Raw genomic sequence first — 19,047 nt, 5'->3', positions numbered from 1 at the left:
GGCCGGGCTCGACCCGGCCATCCACGCGCCGCACTTGCCGAAGTCCCCGTGGATGCCCGTGTCAAGCACGGGCATGACGGATTGGGGCGTTCGGACCAACGAGAAAACGGATCAAGCCACGGATGGCCCCCAGGCATGGCGACGGCCCGGCGGTCCATGGGGCCACCGGGCCGTGCTTCACCAGGATGGAAACCGCTCCGCGATCAGGCGGCGAGCGGCTTGGCGAACGTTTCGACCGCCGCGTTGACGCGGGCGTTCAGTGGGGCGAACGCCTCGTTGGTGACCTTGACCGACAGCGCCTGAAGCTTGGCGGTCTCGGCGACCAGCGCGTCGAAGCTCTGCTTGGCGTAGGCGTTCTGGAGATCGACGACCTCGTCGATCGACTTCGCCGACAGCAGCGCGCGGCCGGTCGCCACGGATGTGTCGAACGACGCCTGCGCGAAGGCGACCAGCGCCTTGTTGATGTCCTCGGTGCCCTTCACCACGACGGTGCCGGACTTGACCAGCGCGTCGACGGTCGCCTTGTTGAAGGCCGAGTATTCCTCGTAGCTCTTCAGCAGCTGAGCCGAGGCCTTCTCGACCTGCTGCTTGGTGGCGGCGACGGTCTGGTCGAAATGCTTGCGGGCCTGCTCCTGGCCGGTCTTGACGATGCCTTCGAAATGGTCTTTCGCCTGGGCGGCGACGTCTTCGATGATCAGCGTGGCCGTGGGCTTCGCCTTGAGAGCGGTGGTGGTCATGGGGCGTCTTCCTTCCTTGACGGCTTCCGCATCGCACATCGGGAGAGTCGACGCGGGAATTTGCTGCGCTGCGGTATGGCGAATTTGAAAAGGACGCCCGGACCTGTCAACGGAGAAGATTGTGCGCTGCACAAAGGCGTCTGACCGATGGATATAGGCCTTGGCCCGGTCCGTTCGCCGGCATCCTGTGCGACATCATGTGCGTCGTGCGCAAAGCGTTGCTTAACGAAAGCTTTACCGCCTGTTGTGCCCAATCTGTCCCAACTGGCCTCCGGACGTGTCGCTGCCCAAAGGTCTATGACCTGCGGCGGAATGTCGCAGATGCGGGCCGCGGCTCACTGTCGGGATCTCTTCGCCTCATGACCTACTGCCTCGGCATCAAGACACGCGACGGCCTGATCGGCTTGTCGGATGGGCGCATCACCAGCGGCACGCAGGTGTCCTCGGCGCGCAAGGTGACCATGATCGGGGCGGACGGGAACCGCTTCTTCATCCTGAATTCCGGGCTGCGCAGCGTGCGTGACAAGACGCTGGCCTACCTGCGCCGCGACATGGCGAAACGCCGGGGCGAAGCCTTCGCGACCATGCTGGACGCGGTCACCGCCTTCTCCGGCTGCCTGCGCCAGGTGGCGGCCGAGGACAAGGAGTCGCTGGAAGCGTCCAAGCTGCACTTCAACCTGCACGCCATCATCGGCGGCCAACTGGCCGAGGATGCCGAGCCGGCCATGTACCTGATCTACCCCGAGGGCAACTGGATCGAGGTGGACGAGCGCACGCCCTACCTGTCCATCGGCGCCACCGCCTACGGCAAGCCGATCCTCGACCGCGCGCTGAAGTACGACACGGACATGCCGGCGGCGCTGAAGATCGCTTACCTGTCCTTCGACTCGACCCGCTACTCCAGCAACGACGTCGGCTTTCCCATCGACATGGTCACCTACGACCGCGCCGAACGGACGTGGCGGCAGACCAATTTCGACTACGACGATCTGGTCGAGCAGCGCCTGTGGTGGAACCGCAACATTACCGAACTGGTCGGCCGCATGCCGGACGGCCCGTGGGTCGAGACGCTGGTGCCGGAAGCCCTGCGGGTGAAGGTGCCGGGATGAGCGTCACGGCTTGATCCCGGCCTGCGTTCCGTCGGCCAGCGTCCACGGCCCGAACAGGTGCGTCGGGCCGATGACGCCGGTGCCGTCCACGTCGAGCTGGAAGGCGGCGCCCGGATCGTCGCGGGGCCGCTCCGGCGGCTGCCAGGCGGGGTCGGGCAGGGGCGGGAACGGCACCCCGGTGCGGTCGAGCGCCCGCAACGGCTCCAGGAACCGGATGTCGACGAAGCGGGTGTCCGGGTACGGGTAGGCGGAGAAGAACCAGCGCCCCTCGTGGCAGCCGTTGACCAGCCAGTAGATGCCGTTGGAGCGCAGGCGCAGCCGGTCCGGCAGGCCGTCGAAGGCGCCGCTTTCGCCCAGCGACGCCACGAAGGCGGCGAACTGCGGTGCCGACAGGCGGGTTTGCCCCGTCTTGCCGCGCACGTTGGCCAGCGGGTCGGAGGCGTCCATGCGGGCGAGGTCGGTGGCTTCGATGACGTGGGCCTCCAGCGTGGCGCCGCCGTCCACCGGGTCGGCGGTGAGGTCGTAGGTGCGGACGTGCTGGTTGAAGTCGGCGTTGAAGACAAGGCGGTATCGCTCCGGCCCGTCCTTGCGGCAGGCCGGGCGCAGATCGTCGCCGCTGACGTAGCTGATCCAGGTGAGCCGGCGCGCCACCGGGTTGTCGGTCGGTCCGATGGAGGCGCAGCCCGCCGCCAGGAGCGCGCCCGCCATTGCCAAGCCCAGGCTCGTTGCTGCCGTCAGCCTCATCGCGCGCCCCTTGTTTTCTGGAAGGGTCTCACGAATGTAGTGGGGCCTTTACCTCGGGACAACACGGCTGGCGCCGCTCCGGTGGATAGCGTGCCCCACTTTCGCCACAAGGGGCGGCAAAACGCGAAAGCGGGAAATTAACGAATTCCTGCTAGACACTGATTCGGCTCGTATTTACCATCGCTGTTACTGACCGAAACAGGTCTATTTCCGGGGGCATCATGACCGTGACGCAGCGCCGCGCTCACACCGCTCTGGCGCAGTTCGTGCAGGCCGTGCGGAATGGTCCGGCGTCGGTGGTGTCCTGGCGAACCCCGGCAGCGGCGTTCGCCTGCGCGGCGATGCTGTGCGCCGGCCCGGTGCTGGCCGCCAAGTACGAGGCCATCGTCATCGACGCCCGCACCGGCGAGGTGCTGCACGAGCAGGACGCCGACGCCCTGACCCCGCCGGCGTCGCTGACCAAGATGATGACCCTCTACCTCACCTTCGACGCGCTGGACGAGGGGCGGCTGACGCTCGATCAGGCGCTGCCGGTGTCCGAGAACGCGCAGGCGCAGTCGCCGACCAAGCTCGGCCTGCGCGCCGGTTCGACCATCAAGGTGGAGACGGCGATCCTCGGCCTCGTCACCAAGTCGGCCAACGACGCCGCGGTGGTGCTGGCGGAGGCCATTGGCGGCAGCGAGAGCCACTTCGCCGAGATGATGACCCGCAAGGGCCGCGAGCTTGGCATGAAGCGCACCGTGTTCCGCAACCCCAACGGCCTGCCCAACCCCGAGCAGGTGACCACGGCGCGCGACTTCGCGGCGCTCAGTCAGGCGCTGCTCAAGGATCATCCCAAGTACTATCCGTATTTCAGCCGCCGCAACTTCATGTACGGCAGCCGCTCGATCCACAACCACAACCGCCTGATGTCCCGCTATGAGGGCATGGACGGCATCAAGACCGGCTACACGGTGGCCTCGGGCTTCAATCTGGCGGCATCGGCCGTGCGCGACGGGCATCGGCTGATCGCCGTGGTGATGGGCGGCAAGTCGGCGGTGTCGCGTGACAACCGCATGGCCGTGCTGCTTGACGACTCCTTCGCCAAGCTGCGCCGCGGCAAGGGCCAGGACCCCGACGCGCCGGTGGTGGCGCAGGCGGCGCCCACCCCCGCTCCGGCCCAAGCTCAGGCCGACGACGATGAGGACGAGGCGCCTCAGGCTCCCCGCGCGGCGAAGAAGGCCGCCGCGAAGGCGCCCGCCAAGGCCGAGCCCAAGCCGCAATCCATGGCGCAGCTCGCCGCCGCCGTATCGGCGCCGCCGGCCCGTGCCGGCGAGGGCTGGATCGTCCAGGTCGGCGCCTTCGGGTCGAAGGCGGCCGGACAGAAGGCGCTGACTCAGGTGTCGCGCAAGCTGCCGCGCCTGCCGAGCACCGCTAAGCCGAGCGTCGTCGAGTTTTCCAGCAAGAAGGGCAAGATGTATCGCGCCCGCCTGATCGGCCTGGACGAGAAGGCCGCGCGCACCGCCTGCACGCAACTCCTGAAGACCGGCCAGCGCTGCGTCGCCCTGGCCCCCGGCGACCGGACCTAAACGCCCCCGGCGGGGCTGGGAAGCATCGCGCGTTTGCGTTCCAGCGCGTCGATGGCCGGCCCGTAGGCCGCCTCCAGCGCGCCCATCAGGCTCGTCACGTCGCCTTCGTCCGTCTTGATGCCGCGCTCCAGCGCCTGCGCCGCCTGACGCAGCGCCGGGCAGCCGTAGACCCCGGCGACGCCGGCCACCTTGTGCGCCATGGCGCTGAGCGCAGCGCCATCACCCCCGGCCCAGGCCGAGCGCAGCGCCGTCCGATAATCGCCGAGCGCCTTGAGCGTGCCGCCGATCAGCACGGCCACGCGCTCGGCCGGCAGCGCGTCGAGCATCTGTTCCAGCGCGCCGTCGTCGGACACCGGCACATCGTCCTCGGTGGGCGGCCGGCCTTCCAGTACGGGAAGCAGCGCGTCGAGGCGCAACGGCTTCGCCAGCACCGCGTCGGCACCGGCGGTGCGGCAGCGCTCGGCATCCTCGGGCATGGCGCTGGCGGTCAGCATGACGACGCGCACGGTGGCCTTGCGGCGGTCGGGCAGGGCGCGGATGCGCCGCAATGCCTCCACCCCGTCCATCGCCGGCATGCGCAGGTCGAGCAGCACGAGATCGAACGGCTGCGCCTGCACCGCCTCCAGCGCGGCGCGGCCGTCGTCCACGACGGTGACCGCGTGGCCGGCGCGGCGCAGCAGGGCGGCGGCCACCGCCTGCGTCATGCGCTCGTCCTCGGCCAGGAGGATGCGCAGGCCGGGCGGTGTTTCCTCGGGCGCGTCCGGTTCCGGTGACGCGGGCTCTGCCGTGCCCCGCCGCCCGACGATTCCCAGAACCGCCAGTCCGGCCAACGTGCCGGCGAGCACCGGGGCGGCGCGCAGCAGGGGGGTGGCCTCGGCGCGGTCGGCTCTGACGGCTTCGAGCAGCCCGTCGGCGGTCCGCCGGGCCAGCTGCGAAACCTCGTTCGCATGGGCGCGGCCTTTGCGCATCAGCCCGGTGATGCGGTCGGTGAGGTTGGCCTGCTCCCACCGCAGCTCGAAGATGTTGCCGGTGTCCAGGCCGAGTGCCATGAGCCGGCGCGCCGCTTCCGAGCGGATGGCGCTCCCGGTGCCGATGGGCAGGCGGGCAAGCAGTGCTTCCAGCTCCCGCGCGTCGGCGCGGAACGCTTCCTGGATTTCCGGGTCCGGGTTTCCCGCTGTGGTCAGCCGGGCGGCCAGCCGTTGCGACCGGTCGGCGGCGGCGTCGCGCAGGCTCAGCAACTCGGCGTTGCGCGGGCCGGCTTGCAGGGCCTCCGCGTTCACCGTTGCCAGCGCAGCGCGCAACGCGGCGCGGCGCTCCGGCACCTGGGTGAGCGCGTTGTGCAGCTCGGCGTCCACGGCGATGCGCGCCTCGACCGCCCGGTCGAGGTCGCCGATCTGCGTCTCCATGCCCGACAGCGGACGGCGCAGCCCCTCGGCCGTCGCGCGGTTCAGGCTGGCGGCTTCGGCGGCGAGCGCGGTCAGCTCCCCCATCAGCACCCGCAGGTCGGCGCGGGCGGTCAGCCGGTCGGTTCCGGTGCGCGCATCGGCCAGCAGCGACGTCGCGGCGGCCAGCCGCCCAGTCGCCTCGGCCAGCCGCAGCACCGCCACGCCCGCGCCCAAGCCACGCTCGGTGCTGGCGTCCAGCAGGGTCAGGGCTGGCCGGTCAACCAGCCAGACGGCGCCGGCCACCACAAGCCCGGCCAGCGCCGCCGAACCCATCAGCGCGGCGCGCCGCCGCGGCCCGGCGGACTGGTGAGGCGTGGTGTTCGGGTGTTGCATCGGCCGGCTCGCGTGCAGGGGATGGCGGATTGTAGCGCGTAGCGGGTGCGCTCGTCAGCCGCCCATCTGGTCGGCGATGAACAGCGGGTCCTCGATGCGGTGCAGGCGCGCCGAGGCCACCAGCGCCGTGCGCAGCATCAGCGCCTTGCGCCGCGCCGGGGCGAGGCGGCTTTCCGGCGCTTCGCGCAGCACCGCGGCGCCAAAGGAGTCGGCCACCATCAGCCCGCAGTCCTCAGGGATGAGGCCGGTCGGGAACGCCTCATCCACGGCGAAGTAGAAGGCGTCGCACCAGTCCCGGTACTCCGGCCACTTCTGGTCTGCGCGGAAGTCGGCAACCGAGCTCTTCACCTCGACGATAATCACGGTGCCGGATTCGTTCACCGCCAGCACATCGGCGCGCCGGCTGTTGGCGAGACGGAACTCGGTCAGGCTGACGAAGCCGCGCTGGCACAGCGCGCGTCGCACGCCGCGGAAAATCGATGCGGCGCCGGCCGGGGGCTCGGGAAGGTCGGTGGCCATGGGAACGGGGGGTGAACGCACGCCCCACCATGCGCCGGGCAGACGGTTCGGGACAAGCGGAAAATGGCTCAGACCGACGGCGCTTGATGTCTTCCATCAAGCGCCGTCGGTTCAAACCCGGCAGTACATTGCGCAGCAATGTGCGGGAGGGTGATACGGCCGGCCGATCATGGAAGCATCCATGCGCCGGCCGTATCAGCCGTAGAGTCGCGCCGGCGGCGGGCAGAGGGTGCGGGGCAGGCTGCGCTCCGCCGGGAACAGAAGGATGGCGGTGGTACCGCCGGGCTCGCTGGTCAGCTCCAGCCGGCCGCCGTGCATCTCGATCAGGCGCTTGACGATGGGCAGGCCGAGGCCGGTGCCCTCCGCCTCTCGCGCCTTGTAGCCGTCGGCGCGGCCGAACGGCTCCAGCAGGCGGGGCAGCTCGTCGGCGGCGATGCCGACGCCGGTGTCGGCCACCATGATGCCGATGCCGCCGTCTGGCAGCGTGGAGGCCGACAGCAGCACGTGCCCGCCCTCCAGCGTGAACTTCACGGCGTTGCTGGCGAGGTTCGTCACCATCTGCCGCAGCGCCCGCACGTCGGCGTGCAGCACCGGCAGCCCCGGCGTCACATCCACCTCCAGCGTCAGGCCGCGCTCCGCCGCCGCGGCGCGGACGGACGCGGCGGCGTGGGCGACGGCCTCCCCGGCGTCGGTGATCTCCTCGCGCAGGGTCATCGTGCCGGCCTCGATGCCCGCCAGATCGAGGATGTCGTTGATCAGCGCCAGCAGGTGGCCGCCGCTGTCGTGTATGTCCTGTGCGTAGTCGCGGTAGCGCGGGCTGCCCAGCGGCCCCAGCGTCTCGCCGATCATCAGTTCGGTGAAGCCCATCACGGCGTTGAGCGGGGTGCGCAGCTCGTGGCTCATGTGGGCGAGGAACTCGGTCTTTGCGCGGCTGGCGCGCTCGGCCTGTATCTTGGCGGCGAGCGCCTCCATCTGGCTGCCGCGCAGCTCCTCTTCCTTCTCCTTCAGCGCACTGACATCGGTGTGGATGCAGACGATGCCGCCGTCCGGGGTTGGGCGCTCGCTGGTCAGCAGCCAGCGGCCGCCGATGGTGCTGAAGGTGAAGGAGCCGTTCGGCGTCCGGTGGCGGGCGATCCGGCGCGCCACCAGCGCTTCCAGCTTCGGCCCGGCCGGCGGCGCCGTGGGGTCGAGGGCGAGGTAGCGGCGCAGCAACTCCTCGAACCCGGCGCCGGGCAGCAGCTTCCCGGCGATCTCCGGGAAGAAGTCCTTGAGCCGGCCGTAGCACTCCACCAGCCGGTCGTCTGCGTCGAACAGGGCGAAGCTCTCGGTGCTGTGGTCCAGCGCCACCCGCACCGGGTCCCCGGCGCCCAAATCGATCACCGTCAGGCAGAGGCCGTCGCCCAGCGGCGACGCCGCCACCCGCCAGCGCGTCGCCGCGGCGGCCAGCTTGCGCTGCACCGGCGCGCCGGATGCCAGCGCCGCGGCCAACGCGTCCGACAGCCCGCGGCAGCCGCCATCAGCGCCGTCGCGCGTCAGCCGTCGCCCGGCGAGCGGGCCGCCGAACAACTGCTCCGCCATCGGGTTGGCGGCCGTCCATTCGAAATCCACCACGGAGCCGTCCGCCGCCCGCACGGCCGCCAGCGCGCCGGCGCCATCGGGAAGCGCCGCCAGCACGGCCGCCGGCAGGCCGCCGGGTCCCATTGGGTCCGGGCTCGCGGTGCGGTGCGAAGGGGTGTCGGAATCAGCGCCCATGCGGTCAATCTTCGGGGGCGCTCGTGAAGAATTCATAAACAATTTGCCGTGGGGTTTTGCTTCTTTTTGGCTAAGAATATTTAACCTTTCGTCGACGTCTTCGGCTTTTGAATAAAACTTTAGGAAGACATCTGCCGGGTCATAGGCTCGTTCGAAGGCCAGGGTTGGATTGTCAGGGCCAGTTTTGTACGGTGGCGGAAGAGCTTATGCTCGGAGGGGAGCGGAAATCCGTGGCGGATGACGTCGGCATCGTGGAGCGGGGACGCTCGGACAACGCGACAGCTGCGCGCGGCGCGCTGCTTGTGTTCGACCATACATTGCGGTTGACCGCCTGGAACGAGGCGGCGGCGGCGCTGCCGCCGTTGGCCGGGGTGCTGGCGCCGGGCGCGCCGCTGGCGGCGCTGGAGGCGCTGCTCGGCGGGATGCCGCAGCGCGACTGGCGGCTGGCCGATGGCGGGTTGATCCGTATGCTGGGCGCCACCGCCTTCACTGGGCCGGGGCTGAGCGCCGACCGCGGCAGCCGGTTGTTCGCTGCCGCCAGCCACGATCTGCGCCAGCCGTTGGCGGCGCTGTCGTTGCTGATGGGCGCGCTGGACGGTCGCGTCGGCGAGCCGGGGGCGCGCGATGTGCTGCGCTCCATGACCGCCGCCGTGCACTCCATGAAGACCATGGTCGACAGCCATTTCGACCTGGCGCGGCTGGAGGCCGGACTGCTGGAGGCGGAGGTCGGCCGGCACGCCATGAACGGCATCCTGACCCGTCTGGCGCTGGACTTCGCGCCGCGCTTCGAGGCGCGGCGGCTGCGCTTTTCGGTGCAGCCGTGCTCGGCCATGGTGGAGACCGACGCCACGCTGCTGGAGCGCATCCTGCACGCGCTGCTGTCCAACGCGCTGCGCCACACCGAGCGCGGGCGCGTGCTGCTCGGCTGCCGGCGGCGTGGCGACGCGCTGCGCATCGAGGTGTGGGACAGCGGGCGCGGCCTGCCGCCGGACCAACTCGCCCTGCTGCGCGCCGAACTGGAACGGGCGCCGGGCGACGATCAGGCCAGCCGCGTGCTGGGCCTCGGCCTGACGCTGGCCGGCGGGCTGGCGCACCGGCTGGGGCGCGGCATCGGCGTGGGCTCCGTGCCCGGACGGGGCACGCACTTTTCCGTCACGGTCCGGCGCGTGCCTGATCAGGACGAGAGCCCCGCTCCGGAAATCATGCCCGACGAGGGGGGCGACGCCGACGTCAGCCGGGCGCGCGTGCTGGTGATCGAGGACGACCGACTGGTGCTCGACGCGCTGAACCTCCTGCTCGGGCAATGGGGGTGCGCGGTCATCGGCGCGGAGTCCTACGACGCTGCGCTGGAGCGGCTGGGACCCGCCCCTCAGCCGCCGGACCTCGTCATCGCCGACCTCCGCCTCAAGGGCGCCGCCAACGGTATTGTCGCCATCCGGCAGCTCGGCAAGGCGTTGGGCGCCGCGGTGCCGGGGTTGATCCTGACCGGCGACACCGATCCGCGGCGCCTGCGCGAGGCGCGGCTGTCCGGCTACCCGCTGCTGCACAAGCCGGTGGCGCCGCTGGCGCTGCGGACCGCAGCGGCCAACCTGCTCGGTCGCGAGCGCCTGCGGCCATAGCAATCAATAATAGCGGTTCCGTTGTGAATTTCCGCTTGTCAGGCTCTGCTTTGTTACTGTCCTGTAATGTTTCGCATAGAAGTCCTGGTAAATGAAATTTTAACTCAATGCTCAGGATTGAGTGGGTGCGCGCGAGTCCTTTGACCTTTGGCCGATGTTTGGGTTTTCCCTTGCGGTGTCTCTGATATCTCGTATGATTTCCATGCTCTCGAGCCAAGAGTCTCGGGATGGAGCGGCAGGGTATCATGGCGTTCGGAGTTACGCAGCGGCGGAGCGGTTCCCCGGCAATCGTCCTTCTGGCCGTGGCCGGGGTGGTCATGTCGGTCACGGTCTTCGTTCTCCTGCGCGACGCGTCACGCCAGGCCGACCGCGCGCTGCTCGACCGTCAGACGGTGCAGTTCCAGCAGTCGTTGCAGGAGCGCTCCGACCGGCACGTGCTGCTGCTGCACGCGCTGCGCGGGCTGTTCGCCGGCGGCACCATGACCCGCAACGACTTCGCTGCGGCGGTGGCGCCCATGCGCCCGCTGTTCGCCGAACTGGTCGCCGTCGGCTGGGTGCGTCATGTGACCGACCACGACCTCCCGGCCATCGAGCGCGACGCGCGCGCCCAGGGGTATTCGGACTTCCAGGTGCATGCCCGTGATGGTTCGACCCATGACGGCTGGGCCGAAACGCCGCCGGGCGGCGATCACTTCGTCGTCTCCTATCTGGAGCCGCGGCCCCGCAGCGGCGACGTTGGTGGCGAGGCTGAACTGGGGCTCGATCTGGCGACGCTGCCCGGGCGGGGGGCGGTGCTGGAGGCGGCATGCGCCAGCGGCCACATCACCGCCACCGTCGGCGAGCCGGCCGCAGGGGGCAAGGCGCGCACCCACATTCTCTACATGCCCGTCTACGGCGAGTTCGGCGAGCCCGACAACTCCAGCGTCGGCTGCGTCACGGCCGCCGGGTTTCTGGTGGCGGAGTTCCGCTTCGACCGCCTCGTCGCCGAGGCGTTGGGCAGCCATCGCCCGGCGCGCGGCGACACCTACCTGCTGGACACGGCGGCGCCGGAGGGGCAGCGCCTGCTTTCGGTCTTCCCGACGCCCGAGCGCACGCAGCCCTTCATCGCGCTGGCCGAGGCGGAACTGGCGATCGCTCAGCGCATCGTCCAGTCGCTGGAGGTCGGCGGCCGGCGCTGGGAGGTGGTGCTGGTGCCGCAACCCATGCTGCTGGCGCCGGGCGAGGTGGGGGCCGTGGGATTGCTCGTCGTCGGGCTGCTGCTGACGATGCTGCTGACCGTGTACCTGCGCCGCGAGGCGCGCGCCAAGTCGCTGCTCCACACCGAGGCGCGGGCGCGCGCCGCCATGGCCCGCATGTTGCGTGACAGCGAGGAGCGGTTTCGGCTGGCGCTGCGCCATTCGCGGGTGTCGCTGTTCAGCCAGGACCGCGCGCTGCGCTACGTCTGGGTCTACAACCCGCAGGTGGGCATCCCCGTGGATCGCTTCATCGGCCAGACGCACGCCGATCTGTTCTCCGCCGACGACGCGGCGCTGCTCGATTCCATCAAGCGCCCGGTGCTGGAAACCGGTGTCGGTACGCGGGAGGAGATGCGGGTGACGGTCGGCGGCCGCACGCTGGTGGCCGATCTGGTGGTCGAACCGCTGCGCGACGAGACGGGGGCGGTCACCGGCATCATCTGCGCCGAGATCGATGTCACCGAAAGCACCCGGATCAAGGAGGCGCTGGCCGAGGCGCACGCCGAAGCGGAGCGCGCCAATCAGGCCAAGACGCGCTTCCTGGCCACCGCCAGCCACGATTTGCGCCAGCCGTTCCAGGCCATGAGCCTGTTCCACCACATTCTGATGGCCCGCCTTCATGAGCCCAAGCAGCTGGAGGTGGCCGGCAAGCTGGGCGAGGCGCTGGCGGCCGGCAACGCGCTGTTGAACACGCTGCTCGACGCCTCGGCGCTGGAGGCCGGTACCGTCCAGCCGCGCTTCGCCGAGGTCGCCGTCAACGAGATCGTCGAACGGCTGGCGACCGAGTTCGCCGATCAGGCGGCCGGCAAGGGGCTGGGGTTCCGCATGGTCGGCACCTCGGCCGTCGTGCGCAGCGACCCCGTGCTGCTGGAGCGCATGGTGCGCAACCTGCTGGTCAACGCGCTGCGCTACACCGACGCGGGCGCCATTCTGATGGGCTGCCGCCGCCGCGGCGCCTCGTTGTGCATCGAGGTGTGGGACACCGGGCCGGGCATTCCCGCCGACCAGCTCCAGCGCATCTTCGAGGATTTCTACCGCTGCGACGGCAACCGTGGCGACAACACCGGCGGTTTGGGGCTTGGGCTCTCCATCGTGCGGCGCATGGCGCAGATCCTCGACCATCACATCATCGTCCGCTCGAAGGTTGGGCATGGGACGGTGTTCGCGATATCCATGCCGCTGATCGTCGACGCCGGCGAGGCAGCCTCGCCGGCACCGGCGCCGACATCGATGCCGGTGTAAGGGGCGAAGCTGTGCCGTCAGCCCGGCACGAACCAGTTCTGCACCTCATTCAGGTGGAGGATCACGTCCCACGGCGAGACGCCGGTCAGGGTGATGACACCCTGGTTTTCGGTGCGGATCACCAAGCCGGTGCTCGCTATGTCGAGCTGGCTCTGCGCAAAGCTCGTTCCGACGATCCGCAGGCTGTCGCCTTGCGCGAAGCTGAAGTCGGTGACGGTATCCGAGCCCGATCCGGCGTCGAAGACGAAGACGTCCGCGTCGCCGCCGCCGGTCAGAAGATCGTCACCGAGGCCGCCGGACAGCGTGTCTGCCCCGCTTCCGCCGGACAGCTGGTCGTTGCCGCGCCCGCCATACAGGGCGTCATTGCCGAGGTCGCCGGACAGCGTGTCCGCCCCGTCATCGCCAGACAGCGTATCCGCGCCGTCGCCGCCGGACAGAACGTCGTTGCCATCGCCGCCGGACAGCGTGTCCGCGCCGTCGTCGCCGGATAGCGTGTCCGCCCCGTCACCGCCGAACAGTTGGTCGCTGTCGCGTCCGCCATACAGGACGTCGTTGCCAGCATCGCCGTTCAGGATGTCGTTGCCGGTGTTGCCGCACAGAATGTCGTTGTCGATTCCGCCATACAGGACATCGTTGCCCATGCCGCCCATCAGCGTGTCGACGCCGGCGTTTCCGTACAGCGCGTCGTCGCCCAGCGCGCCGAGCAGAATGTCGTTGCCCGCGCCGCCGGTCAGGGCGTTGTTGCCGTTGTTACCGGCCAGTCGGTTGTGCAGTTCGTTGCCGGTGGCCGACACGTTGGCATTGCCGGTGAGGGTGACGATCTCGATGCCTTTGGGCGCGGTGTAGTTGACGCTGACGAGCACCTGATCGCCGGGCGAGTTGAGCCGCGCCGGCAGCAGGGGGCTGATGCCCGACGCTGCGCCCGCGGGGGCGGAGGCTGCATCCTCGATGACCACATCCAGCGGATCATCGACGATGTAGCTGTCGTTGCCGTCGCCGCCCATGAGCGTGTCGGCCCCGTCGCCGCCGGAGAGCAGGTCGTCGCCAACGCCGCCGTCGATGACATCGTTGCCGACGCCGCCGTCGAGGACGTCGTCGCCGCCACCGCCGTTCAGGACGTCGTTGCCCTCACCGCCCAGTTCGACATCCTCGCCGGATCCGCCCAGCACCATGTCGTTGCCAGCGCCGCCGTCGATGGTGTCGTCGCCGTAGCCGTTGTTGCGGATGACATCGTCGCCGCCGCCGGTGTTGACCACGTCGCTGCCGCCACCGGACAACGAGATGTCGTCCGAGTTGCCGCTGCCGCTCACCGTATCGTCGTTGCCGCTTATGCCGCTGCTCGTGCCGGTGTCTGTGCTGCTGCTCGTGCCGGTGTCTGTGCCGGTGTCGGTGCTGCTCGTGCCGCCATCCGTGCTGTCGCTCTCCTCCTCGTTGGCGGCGTAGAGCGCCCCGGCGCCTTGGAGGATCACCTCCTCCACCCCGAAGAGGGCGCGGTTCGCCGACATGTAATCGTAGACCGTCCGCGAGGTGGTAAAGACGCGGTCGTAGCCGGATGAATCGAAGATCGCGTCATCGGCATCTACATAATAGTCGTCGTTGCCAGCGCCGCCGTAGAGCGTGTCGGCCCCGCGGCCTCCGACCAGCGCGTCGTTGCCCGCCTCGCCCTTCAGCACGTCGTCGCCGTCGTTGCCGACAAGCAAGTTGTTGGCGTTGTTGCCGATGATCGTGTCGCTGCCCGCCCCGCCGTTGGCGTACTCGATGGTGGTACCGAAGGCGATGCCGACATTGTTCGACACCAGATCGCCGTTGGCGTCCTCGCCGATGGAGCTGAACTTGCCGGCGCGCAGGTCGATGCGGCAGCCCACGGACTGCGCCGACGCGTCGAAGGTGTCGATGCCGCCGGCATCCCAAACCGTCAACAGCTGCGGCGCCGTGAAGGTGTAGACGTCGTTGCCGGTGCGCACCGTCCTGTTGGCGCCGTAGAGGTACTGCACCGCCGCGATGTCGTAGAGCATCGGCGACGCCGCGTTCAGCCCGTTGGCCGGCACGTTGTAAGACATGATCGAGTTCTGGTGGCTGTCCTCGGCCGCCGGCAGGAATGGGGGGTCGCCGCCAGTGCCGGCCGCCGATCCGGCATTGTAGTTGCCGGGATGCTTCAGGCCGATGGCGTGTCCGATCTCATGCACCAGGGTCAGCCAACCCCAGGTCCCCGGCGCCGTTTCCTGCGCCGAGCTTTGGTTGTTGGCGATGTAGACGTCGCCGCACCCCTGCCAGTCGGACGACGGGTAGTAGGCGTAGCCAGCCGACGGCCCCTGGAAGTTGGTGCCGAAGCGGATATCGCCGCCTTCACCGGCGTCGCTGACCTGGGTGAAAGAGATGTTGGCGACATCGCTCCACATCTCGAGCGCCGCCGCGGCTCCCGCCTTTTGGATGGCGTTGAACGGCTTGAACTGGTTGCCGTCGGCCGCGGTCGCGTAGGAGGGCAACCGGTCCATGAAGCTGTAGGTCACCGCCACCGACGAACCGTACGCCGCGTCCCTGTTCCAGCGTGCGTTGCCGGTCAACGCGAGGACGCCGTCGATGTAGTAGACCGACGAGAGCAGTGCGGCACTTTTGGGCTCCTCGGCCGCCGCTGGCTGGTCGTTCAGGGGCAAGGCGAGCGAAGGGGGCGAAAAGCGCATGCGTCAGCTCTCGTTGTAGGTGGGTCGTGCATTCTCCAACAAGTTGCATGCTGCGTTTGATAATCCAAGAATAGCAATTCCCATGAGGGGGCGGCGCTCCGTGCCCCGTGATCGGACTGCTGCATTGTGTCGCAGTGCACAATGCCCCTGTGTCCTCTTTCGGACAGCAAGCCCACATCGACAGCATTGCTGCATTGCGTCACGGTTTTGCTGCGCAACAGCAAAGCCATTTTTGCGCCGTACGCGCAAGAATCCGCCGTGTTGCGGGCCCGCACCGGTGTTGATCCGTCACAGTATGAAAATAGTTAACGATAGGTAAATACTTTGCTGTGTGGGCTGAGTGTGATGCGGGTGACTTGACTTTTTATATATGCCGGCAGTAAATGTTTCCCGCCCAACCGCGATATCAGCGGCTTTCGACGGACGTTGCCAGAAGGCGGTGCCGTATGCTGGTTTCCATCGTCGGGCACCGCGAGGTTTGTCCCTCCCGCCGGCCGGTGTGCGCTGCGCTGCACCAGCGGGTGGAAAAGGGGGTGACTGTCACGACCGTTTCATCGTGCTGAGGTATGAACGGCCGGTCGCGCAGAGCAGCAAGCAAGAAACCGAGCGCCTTCCCTCAGGAGCATCTAGTATGGACACCGTGTTCGACGTCGCTAAGAACGGGACCACCATGATCGAGAACGTCACCTTCGAAGAGATCCAGATCGGCCAGTCGGCCAGCCTGTCGCGTCGTCTGACGATGTCCGACATCGAGCTGTTCGCGACCGTGTCGGGCGACATCAACCCGTCCCACCTCGATGAGGAGTACGCGGCCGACAGCCTGTTCCATAAGGTGATTGGCCACGGCATGTGGTCCGGCTCGCTGATTTCGGCCGTGCTCGGCACGCTGCTGCCCGGCCCCGGCACCATCTACGTCGGCCAGGATCTGCGCTTCAGCCGCCCGGTCGGCGTGGGCGACGTCATCACCGCCACCGTCACCGCCCGCGAGAAGCGCAACGAGAAGCAGGTCGTCGTCTTCGACTGCGTCTGTCTGAACCAGGACGGCAAGGAAGTGGTCTCCGGTCAGGCGGAAGTCATCGCGCCGACCATCAAGGTCCGCCGCGAGGCGCACGAGCTGCCGCAGGTGCAGGTCATCCGTCACGACAAGCATGACGAGATGCTGAAGAAGTGCGAGCTGCTGCCGCCGGTGCCCACCGCCGTGGTGCACCCGTGCGATGAAAGCTCGCTGCGCGGCGCCGTCGAGGCCGCCGAGGCCAACCTGATCGCCCCCGTGCTGGTCGGCCCCGAGGGGAAGATCCGTTCGGTCGCCGAGAACTTCGGCATCGACCTGTCGCACTGCCGCATCGTCGACGTGGAGCACAGCCACGCCGCCGCCGAAACCGGCGTGGCGCTGGCCCGCTCGGGCGAGGTCGAGGCGGTGATGAAGGGCTCGCTGCACACCGACGAGCTGATGGCCGAGGTGGTCCGCAAGGACAAGGGCCTGCGCACCGGCCGCCGTCTCAGCCACGTCTTCGTGATGAACGTGCCGACCTACCCGCGCGCCCTGCTGATCACCGATGCGGCGATCAACATCTACCCGACGCTGGAAGACAAGGTCGACATCGTGCAGAACGCCATCGACCTGTCCAAGGTCCTGGGCGTCGAGACGCCGCGCGTCGCCATCCTGTCGGCCGTCGAGACCGTCAACCCGAAGATCGAGACCACCTTGCAGGCCGCGGCGCTGTGCAAGATGGCCGACCGCGGGCAGATCAAGGGCGGCATCCTCGACGGCCCGCTGGCCTTCGACAACGCCATCTCCATGGAAGCCGCGCGCACCAAGGGCATCACGTCCGAGGTGGCGGGCCGTCCCGACATCCTGCTGGTCCCCGACCTGGAGGCCGGCAACATGCTGGCCAAGCAGTTGTCGTTCCTCGCCAACGCCGACGCCGCCGGCATCGTGCTCGGCGCCCGCGTGCCGATCATCCTGACCAGCCGCGCCGACAACGTCCGCACCCGTCTGGCGTCGTGCGCCGTCGCGGTGCTGGTGGCCGCGGCACGCCGCCGCGCCGCCATCTCGGCGGCCGAGTGAGGAGCGCCGGCATGACCAATGTTAGCACGGGCAAAGGCAACGCCATCCTCGTCATCAACGCCGGTTCGTCGAGCCTGAAGTTCTCGGTGTTCCGGGAAGTCGCGGGCGGCGACGTCGCGGTCGCGATCAACGGCCAGATCTCCGGCATCGGCACCGAGCCGAAGTTCGAGGCCAAGGACACGTCCAAGCATCTCCTGGCCGACAAGGCCTGGGGGCCGGGTGAGAAGAGCGACCGCACGGCGCTGCTGGGCTACCTGCTCGACTGGGTCGAGGAGCACCTGGACGGCGCCAGGCTGATCGGTGCCGGTCATCGTGTCGTGCACGGCGGGTCGAAGTACTCGCACCCCGTGCGGCTGACGCCGGAGGTGATCGCCGAGCTGGAGGCGCTGGTGCCGCTGGCGCCGCTGCACCAGCCGCACAACCTCGCGGCCATCAAGGCGCTGGCCGAGGGGCACCCGGAGCTGCCGCAGGTGGCCTGCTTCGACACCGCCTTCCATCGCGGCCAACCCTGGCAGTCGCAGACGTTCGCGCTGCCGCGGGCGATGACCGAGGAGGGCATCCGCCGCTACGGCTTCCACGGCCTGTCCTACGAGTACATCGCCCGGCGCCTGCCGGAGGTGGCCCCGGAGCTGGCCGGCGCACACACCGTCGTCTGCCACCTGGGCAGCGGTGCCAGCATGTGCGCCATCAAGGGCGGCAAGAGCATCGACAGCACCATGGGCTTCACCGCCGTGGACGGGCTGCCCATGGGCACCCGTACCGGCCGGCTCGATCCGGGCGTGCTGATCTACCTCATGCGCGCCAAGGGCATGGGGGCGGACGAGTTGGAGAAGCTGCTGTACAACAAGTCCGGCCTGCTGGGCGTGTCGGGCGTGTCCAACGACATGCGGGTGCTGCTGGAATCGGCCGACCCGCACGCTGTCGAGGCGGTCGAGCTGTTCTGCCACAGCGTCGCCAAGGAGACCGGCGCGCTGGCCGCCTCCATGGGAGGGCTGGACGCCATCGTCTTCACCGCCGGCATCGGCGAGCGCTCCGCGCCGGTGCGCGCGCGGGTGGCCAAGAAGCTGGCGTGGCTCGGGGTCAGGCTCGACGCCGACGCCAATGACGCCAACGAAACGAAGATCAGCACCGCCGACAGCCGCATCCCCGTCTTCGTCATCCCAACCGACGAGGAGCGCATGATCGCCCAGCACACCGTCGAGGTGATGGAGGCGGTCTGACGCCATCGTCGTTCAACGAAAAAGCCCTCCCCGGCAGGCCGCCGGGGAGGGCTTTTTCGTGTCGGTGAGGCGGCTATATACCTTTCCAGGCGCGCAGGTAATCCAGCAGCTTGCGCTCGTAGAACGGCTGCGGCTGCGAGTAGCGGGCGACGAGGCCGGCGGTGCCGTCCATCTTCACCACCGTACCGTGGCAGGCAAACTCGATGTGGTCTTCGCCGAGCGTGAAGGCGATGCGGAAATCGAACTGCTGCTTGGCGATCAGGTCGCCGTCGTAGGGCCGGATGCGGAACGAGCCCACCGCGAACTCCGCCGGCTCGTACTCGTTCCGGTCGATGAGGACGCGCGGCGGCCCAGCGGGGCGCTGTTTCTGTTCCACGGCGGTGGCGGCGGAGGTGGGCTTGCCCTTGCCCTTGCCGCTAAATTTCGACAGCCACGACATGACGATCAGCGCCTTTTACAGTACGGCGAAACGCCGTTAACCGAAATCTTGCCGCAGTGTGAGTCGAATACCGTTGAGCAAACGTTAACATTGCCTGGTGATCGCACGTCGCCGTGGGAACGGCCAGCCGGCGGCACCCCCTGATGGCAATGCTGGGCTGTTATGTCGCATGTCGGTAGGTCATGCCTACCATGCTTCCCATTCGGGTGCGAATACTCGTGCAAGTTCTCAAAACGGGCTAGTCTTTGCTGTCAAAGACCGGCGACTCATCACGACTTGGTCTTTCTGGCTGGTCTTCGCATTCGCAGCAAAATATTGTGCGTTTGCGAAATCTAC

The 19,047-nt window shown here is 68.6% G+C and carries 13 protein-coding genes; 6 read left to right on the top strand and 7 right to left on the bottom strand.

Annotation, left to right across the window (positions count from 1 at the left end; genetic code table 11):
* Nucleotides 1–203: 203 nt before the first annotated feature.
* The gene (locus ACSVDD_RS20370; RefSeq protein ID WP_448191220.1) at nt 204–737 is read right to left on the bottom strand and encodes a phasin family protein; all 534 of its coding nucleotides are present in this window, start codon (nt 735–737) and stop codon (nt 204–206) included.
* A 359-nt stretch (nt 738–1,096) separates the two neighbouring features.
* Between ACSVDD_RS20370 and ACSVDD_RS20365 the strand changes: the two genes are divergently transcribed.
* Nucleotides 1,097–1,846: a proteasome-type protease gene (locus ACSVDD_RS20365; protein WP_448191219.1), complete on the top strand. Its 750-nt coding sequence runs from the start codon at nt 1,097–1,099 to the stop codon at nt 1,844–1,846.
* A gap of 3 nt (nt 1,847–1,849) precedes the next feature.
* On the opposite strand, the gene ACSVDD_RS20360 is transcribed toward ACSVDD_RS20365, so the two are convergent.
* Entirely contained in the window at nt 1,850–2,590 is a 741-nt protein-coding gene (locus tag ACSVDD_RS20360; RefSeq protein WP_448191218.1) for a hypothetical protein, read from the bottom strand.
* A 221-nt stretch (nt 2,591–2,811) separates the two neighbouring features.
* Between ACSVDD_RS20360 and ACSVDD_RS20355 the strand changes: the two genes are divergently transcribed.
* Complete coding sequence (locus ACSVDD_RS20355; protein ID WP_448191217.1) at nt 2,812–4,158, top strand: D-alanyl-D-alanine carboxypeptidase; 1,347 nt, start codon at nt 2,812–2,814, stop codon at nt 4,156–4,158.
* Here ACSVDD_RS20355 and ACSVDD_RS20350 read toward each other — a convergent pair.
* From ACSVDD_RS20350 to ACSVDD_RS20340, 3 genes are all read right to left on the bottom strand, one after another.
* Complete coding sequence (locus ACSVDD_RS20350; RefSeq protein ID WP_448191216.1) at nt 4,155–5,936, bottom strand: response regulator; 1,782 nt, start codon at nt 5,934–5,936, stop codon at nt 4,155–4,157. The genes ACSVDD_RS20355 and ACSVDD_RS20350 overlap by 4 nt on opposite strands.
* Nucleotides 5,937–5,990: 54 nt before the next feature.
* Complete coding sequence (locus tag ACSVDD_RS20345; protein ID WP_448191215.1) at nt 5,991–6,476, bottom strand: MmcB family DNA repair protein; 486 nt, start codon at nt 6,474–6,476, stop codon at nt 5,991–5,993.
* Nucleotides 6,477–6,650: 174 nt separating this feature from the next.
* Nucleotides 6,651–8,207 carry a sensor histidine kinase gene (locus tag ACSVDD_RS20340; RefSeq protein WP_448191214.1) on the bottom strand — a complete coding sequence of 519 codons (1,557 nt, stop codon included), beginning with the start codon at nt 8,205–8,207 and terminating at the stop codon, nt 6,651–6,653.
* 230 nt (nt 8,208–8,437) lie between these two features.
* Here ACSVDD_RS20340 and ACSVDD_RS20335 point away from each other — a divergent pair, with 230 nt between their 5' ends.
* A complete protein-coding gene (locus ACSVDD_RS20335) occupies nt 8,438–9,826 on the top strand; it encodes a hybrid sensor histidine kinase/response regulator (RefSeq protein WP_448191213.1) in 1,389 nt (462 codons plus the stop codon).
* A gap of 245 nt (nt 9,827–10,071) precedes the next feature.
* Nucleotides 10,072–12,303: a sensor histidine kinase gene (locus ACSVDD_RS20330; protein WP_448191212.1), complete on the top strand. Its 2,232-nt coding sequence runs from the start codon at nt 10,072–10,074 to the stop codon at nt 12,301–12,303.
* 17 nt (nt 12,304–12,320) lie between these two features.
* Here the strand turns inward: ACSVDD_RS20330 and ACSVDD_RS20325 are convergent, their stop codons facing one another.
* Nucleotides 12,321–14,984, bottom strand: a complete 2,664-nt coding sequence (locus ACSVDD_RS20325) for a M10 family metallopeptidase C-terminal domain-containing protein (protein ID WP_448191211.1) — start codon at nt 14,982–14,984, stop codon at nt 12,321–12,323.
* 670 nt (nt 14,985–15,654) lie between these two features.
* Between ACSVDD_RS20325 and ACSVDD_RS20320 the strand changes: the two genes are divergently transcribed.
* Together ACSVDD_RS20320 and ACSVDD_RS20315 are read left to right on the top strand one after the other, a co-directional pair.
* Nucleotides 15,655–17,052 (top strand): bifunctional enoyl-CoA hydratase/phosphate acetyltransferase, encoded by a 1,398-nt coding sequence (locus ACSVDD_RS20320; RefSeq protein WP_448191337.1) that lies wholly within the window; start codon nt 15,655–15,657, stop codon nt 17,050–17,052.
* A gap of 11 nt (nt 17,053–17,063) precedes the next feature.
* Nucleotides 17,064–18,272 carry an acetate/propionate family kinase gene (locus tag ACSVDD_RS20315; protein WP_448191210.1) on the top strand — a complete coding sequence of 403 codons (1,209 nt, stop codon included), beginning with the start codon at nt 17,064–17,066 and terminating at the stop codon, nt 18,270–18,272.
* Nucleotides 18,273–18,345: 73 nt separating this feature from the next.
* On the opposite strand, the gene ACSVDD_RS20310 is transcribed toward ACSVDD_RS20315, so the two are convergent.
* Nucleotides 18,346–18,711 (bottom strand): hypothetical protein, encoded by a 366-nt coding sequence (locus ACSVDD_RS20310; RefSeq protein ID WP_448191209.1) that lies wholly within the window; start codon nt 18,709–18,711, stop codon nt 18,346–18,348.
* Nucleotides 18,712–19,047: the final 336 nt, after the last annotated feature.

The organism is Azospirillum terrae, from assembly GCF_053470425.1.
The sequence above is the reverse complement of the archived record's forward strand: the minus strand, read 5'-3'. Positions and strand labels throughout refer to the sequence as shown.

Bases quoted from the DNA above. Each gene is read 5' to 3' on its own strand.
- ACSVDD_RS20340 (WP_448191214.1), bottom strand. From the start codon at position 8,207: ATGGGCGCTGATTCCGACACCCCTTCGCACCGCACCGCGAGCCCGGAC.
- ACSVDD_RS20325 (WP_448191211.1), bottom strand. From the start codon at position 14,984: ATGCGCTTTTCGCCCCCTTCGCTCGCCTTGCCCCTGAACGACCAGCCA.
- ACSVDD_RS20370 (WP_448191220.1), bottom strand. From the start codon at position 737: ATGACCACCACCGCTCTCAAGGCGAAGCCCACGGCCACGCTGATCATC.
- ACSVDD_RS20320 (WP_448191337.1), top strand. From the start codon at position 15,655: ATGATCGAGAACGTCACCTTCGAAGAGATCCAGATCGGCCAGTCGGCC.
- ACSVDD_RS20315 (WP_448191210.1), top strand. From the start codon at position 17,064: ATGACCAATGTTAGCACGGGCAAAGGCAACGCCATCCTCGTCATCAAC.
- ACSVDD_RS20310 (WP_448191209.1), bottom strand. From the start codon at position 18,711: ATGTCGTGGCTGTCGAAATTTAGCGGCAAGGGCAAGGGCAAGCCCACC.
- ACSVDD_RS20365 (WP_448191219.1), top strand. From the start codon at position 1,097: ATGACCTACTGCCTCGGCATCAAGACACGCGACGGCCTGATCGGCTTG.
- ACSVDD_RS20355 (WP_448191217.1), top strand. From the start codon at position 2,812: ATGACCGTGACGCAGCGCCGCGCTCACACCGCTCTGGCGCAGTTCGTG.
- ACSVDD_RS20330 (WP_448191212.1), top strand. From the start codon at position 10,072: ATGGCGTTCGGAGTTACGCAGCGGCGGAGCGGTTCCCCGGCAATCGTC.
- ACSVDD_RS20360 (WP_448191218.1), bottom strand. From the start codon at position 2,590: ATGAGGCTGACGGCAGCAACGAGCCTGGGCTTGGCAATGGCGGGCGCG.
- ACSVDD_RS20350 (WP_448191216.1), bottom strand. From the start codon at position 5,936: ATGCAACACCCGAACACCACGCCTCACCAGTCCGCCGGGCCGCGGCGG.